We start from the raw sequence: 232 nt of genomic DNA, 5'->3' as shown, positions 1-232 counted from the left end.
TCTGACTTTTAATCAGAGGGTCGAAGGTTCGAGTCCTTCATGGCTCACCATTTTTAAGCGGGTGTGGCGGAATTGGCAGACGCGCTAGACTTAGGATCTAGTGTCTTTATGACGTGGGGGTTCAAGTCCCTTCACCCGCATTATATAGGATGACAGTTCTAAAAACTGGACATCCTGTCTGCGGAAGTAGTTCAGTGGTAGAACACCACCTTGCCAAGGTGGGGGTCGCGGG

Annotated in this window: 1 tRNA gene; it reads left to right on the top strand. The window is 50.4% G+C overall.

The window, feature by feature from the left end:
- The first annotated feature begins 57 nt into the window (after positions 1-57).
- A tRNA-Leu gene (locus LNN34_RS11830) sits at positions 58-140 on the top strand.
- The last annotated feature ends 92 nt before the right edge of the window (positions 141-232 follow it).

The sequence above is a fragment of the Bacillus sp. AF23 genome (genome assembly GCF_020861455.1).
Classification (GTDB): domain Bacteria; phylum Bacillota; class Bacilli; order Bacillales; family Bacillaceae; genus Bacillus; species Bacillus halotolerans.
The sequence above is the reverse complement of the archived record's forward strand: the minus strand, read 5'-3'. Positions and strand labels throughout refer to the sequence as shown.